Here is a 3134-nt window from a genome sequence, read left to right as displayed (position 1 = left end):
TTCGAGAGGGCCTCGAAGCCCAGCCCCAGCCGATCCATCGTGCCTGACTTGAAGTTTTCGCTGAACACGTCGGCGCCGGCCACCAGGCGCAGCACGATCTCCAGCCCGCGCGGGTCCTTCACGTCCACCGCCAGGCTTTTCTTGTTGCGGTTGAAGGTGGAGAAGAAGCCCGCGCCCGAGCCCAGCAGCCGGCGCGTGCTGTCGCCGGCCAGCGGTTCGACCTTGATGACCTCGGCACCCAGGTCGGCCAGGATCATCCCGCAGGTGGGACCCATCACCATGTGGGTGAACTCGACGACGCGCACGCCTTCGAGGGGCAGAGGTTGGGTGCCCGCCGTCGTGGCGGCGGGGGTAGTGAGCTCGCTCATGCGCAGTCCTTTTCAATGCGGTTCAGCAGACGTTCGGCGCCGGGATGGCGGCCGTCGGCATAGGCGAAGCCCTTGGTCAGGCCCGCTTCAGGTGTCATGCCGTAGAGCGCCTCGCCGGGCAGGCCCGCGGCCAGCGCCTCGCGCGCGGCCACCAGGCGCTCCAGGTCCACGCCGGTGTGCACGCCCATGGCCTCGAACATGAACACCAGGTCCTCGGTGACCACGTTGCCCGAGGCGCCGGGCGCATAGGGGCAGCCACCCAGGCCGCCTTGCGAGGCGTCGAAGGTGCGCACGCCCACGTCGTAGGCGGCCAGGCAGTTGGCCAAACCCAGCCCACGGGTGTTGTGCATGTGGGCCGCGCCGGTGCGCTCGCCGATGGCCGCGCGCACGCGGTTGAAGAGGCGCCGCACCTGGGCCGGGTTGGCCATGCCAGTGGTGTCGGACAGGCCCACCTCGTCCACGCCGGCCTCGACGGCGCACTCGGCCACCCATACCACCTCGTCCTCCTGCACGGCGCCCTGGATCGTGCAGCCGAAGGCCGTGGACATGCCCACCTCGACCTTCGCGCCGGGAAAGCGCTCCCGGCGCAGCGCGGCGATGGCGCGCAGGTCCTGCAGCGCCTGCTCGCGCGTCTTGCGCACGTTGGCTTGTGAATGCGCCTCGCTGGCCGAGAGCGGAATGGAGATCTTGTGCACGCCGGCGGCCAGCGCGGCCTCGGCCCCGCGCAGGTTGGGCACCAGCGCCATCACGGTGAGGCCCGGCTTGGTCAACGCATGGCGCACCACGTCGGCCACGTCAGCCATCTGCGGCAGCAGCTTGGCCGGCACGAAAGAGCCGACCTCGATCTCGCGCAAGCCGGCATCGAAGAGGCGATCGATCCAGGCGCACTTGGCCGCCGTGGGCATCGTGCGCGAGATGCTCTGCAGGCCGTCTCGCGGTCCCACTTCGCTGATGAGGACAGAGGGCGAGGACATTGTCGGTCTCCGTAGTTCTGTAAGATAGAACGCTGTTCTGTAGAATGAATCTTAAGCTGTGACCCCGGGACCGTCAAATCCCGTCGGATGCCGCGGGATAAAGTCGCCCGGTCGGGCCAAGCAGCCCCTGTGAACCAGCCGAGAAGAGAGAAATGCCCAGAAAAGCCGCCGTGGCTTCCGTCGCCGACCAGCACGCCGCCCCTGGCGGCGCCGCAGCGGTGGATCGCGCCTTGAGCCTGTTGTGTGCCTTCCGCAGTGGCGAGGACGCCCTGTCGCTGGCAGAGTTGTCGGAGCGCACCCAGCTCTACAAGAGCACCGCGCTGCGGCTGCTGGCCTCGCTGGAGCACGTGCGGCTGCTGCAGCGCATGCCTGACGGGCGCTACGCACTGGGCCCGGAAGTGGCGCGGCTGCACTCCCTCTACGCCGCCTCGTTCTCGCTGGAGGCGCAGGTGATGCCGGTGATGCGCGAACTCGTGGCCGCCACACAGGAGAGCGCTGCTTTCCACGTGCGGCAGGGCGACCAGCGGCTGTGCCTGTACCGCGTGGACTCGCCCCACCTGTTGCGCGACCACATCCGCGCTGGCGACCTGCTGCCGCTGGACAAGGGTGCGGGTGGACGGGTGCTGATGGCCTTTGGTGGCGCCAAGGGCCGGATCTACGACGAGATCCGCCAGAGTGGCTTCGTGGTGCTCTCCAGTGACCGCGTGCCGGGGCTCACCGGCATCTCCGCGCCGGTGTGGAATGCAGCAGGTGAACTCGCCGGTGCGCTGACGCTGACGTTGCCAGAGCAACGGATGAAACCGGAGTTCACGGACGCCGTGCGCGAGGCGGCAAAGCGGCTGACGCTGCGCTTGGGCGGTCCGGTGTCATCCTGAGCTGCGACTTGCCGGTTTGGAGGTAGATGACAGGGTCTGCTGCCCGTTGACGGAGCGATGCCTGGCTGAGCAACGCACCACTGCTCCATACTAAGGAAATAAGCGCTTTTATCGGATCAGTACCGTCGCAGGCCTAAAGTGGCTGGCGTGAAAACGCGCCGGTCCGCCGCCGAGCCCGCCCAGGAGCGGCCGCTGCTGGAGCTGCCCGATGCCGCGGCGCTGTCCGCCCTGCGGGCTTGGCACGAAGGCCTGTCCTCGCGCGACGCCGTGGCGCGCTTCATCCCTGAGCGGCGGCCGACCGGCGGCTCATCGCGCTCCGTGATCGGCCACATCCGCCGGCAGCTCGCCGCCTTTGCGGCCAGCCGCCAGCGCGAGGATCTGGCGCGGCTCTTCACGGGTACGGCGCGCAAAGGCGCCGCGGCCGCGCGCGCCATTGCGCAGGCCGTCGAAGCGCTGCGCAGCACCCCACAGCCGCAACCGCTCATCGGCGACGACGTGGGCCGCTGGCTTCCCTCGCGCGCGGCGACGGTCCTGCGCAATGCAGGCATCCGGACGCTGGCCGAGCTCACGCTGCGAGTGCCGCGCCGCCGGCGCTGGTGGAGCGGCATTGCCGGGCTGGGTCCGGCGATGGCCAGAGAGATCGAAGGCTTCTTCGCCGCGCATCCCGAGCTCACCGAGCGCGCCCGCGCGCTGGTGGCCGTACCGCCGCAAGGCGACGTACGCCCCTGGGAGCACATCATCGTGCCGGCCGATGTCGATGGCACCCAGGGCGCCTTCCGCGCGCCGCGCGCATCGTGCTCGCTGCGGGCCGACAACGACTACGAGGCCGTGCAGTCGTGGCTGGCGTTGCACGAGGCGCCGGCCACGCAGCGTGCGTATCGCAAGGAGGCCGAGCGGTTGCTGCTCTGGGGCATCGC

At 69.6% G+C, this 3134-nt stretch carries 4 protein-coding genes; 2 read left to right on the top strand and 2 right to left on the bottom strand.

The genetic code is table 11. The features are described from left to right. On the bottom strand, positions 1 to 368 hold a 368-nt coding region (locus ALA01S_RS30580), incomplete at its 3' end, for a CoA transferase (RefSeq protein ID WP_174548673.1). After that, the gene (locus ALA01S_RS30575; RefSeq protein ID WP_066343488.1) at positions 365 to 1342 is read right to left on the bottom strand and encodes a hydroxymethylglutaryl-CoA lyase; all 978 of its coding nucleotides are present in this window, start codon (positions 1340 to 1342) and stop codon (positions 365 to 367) included. The genes ALA01S_RS30575 and ALA01S_RS30580, both read right to left, overlap by 4 nt. Positions 1343 to 1494: 152 nt before the next feature. Between ALA01S_RS30575 and ALA01S_RS30570 the strand changes: the two genes are divergently transcribed. Together ALA01S_RS30570 and ALA01S_RS30565 are read left to right on the top strand one after the other, a co-directional pair. Further along, positions 1495 to 2217, top strand: a complete 723-nt coding sequence (locus tag ALA01S_RS30570; protein ID WP_066343486.1) for an IclR family transcriptional regulator — start codon at positions 1495 to 1497, stop codon at positions 2215 to 2217. A gap of 147 nt (positions 2218 to 2364) precedes the next feature. Next, on the top strand, positions 2365 to 3134 hold a 770-nt coding region (locus ALA01S_RS30565), incomplete at its 3' end, for a phage integrase family protein (protein WP_305765094.1).

Origin of the sequence: Azohydromonas lata NBRC 102462 (genome assembly GCF_001571085.1) — a bacterium.
GTDB classification, from domain to species: domain Bacteria; phylum Pseudomonadota; class Gammaproteobacteria; order Burkholderiales; family Burkholderiaceae_C; genus Azohydromonas; species Azohydromonas lata.
The sequence above is the reverse complement of the archived record's forward strand: the minus strand, read 5'-3'. Positions and strand labels throughout refer to the sequence as shown.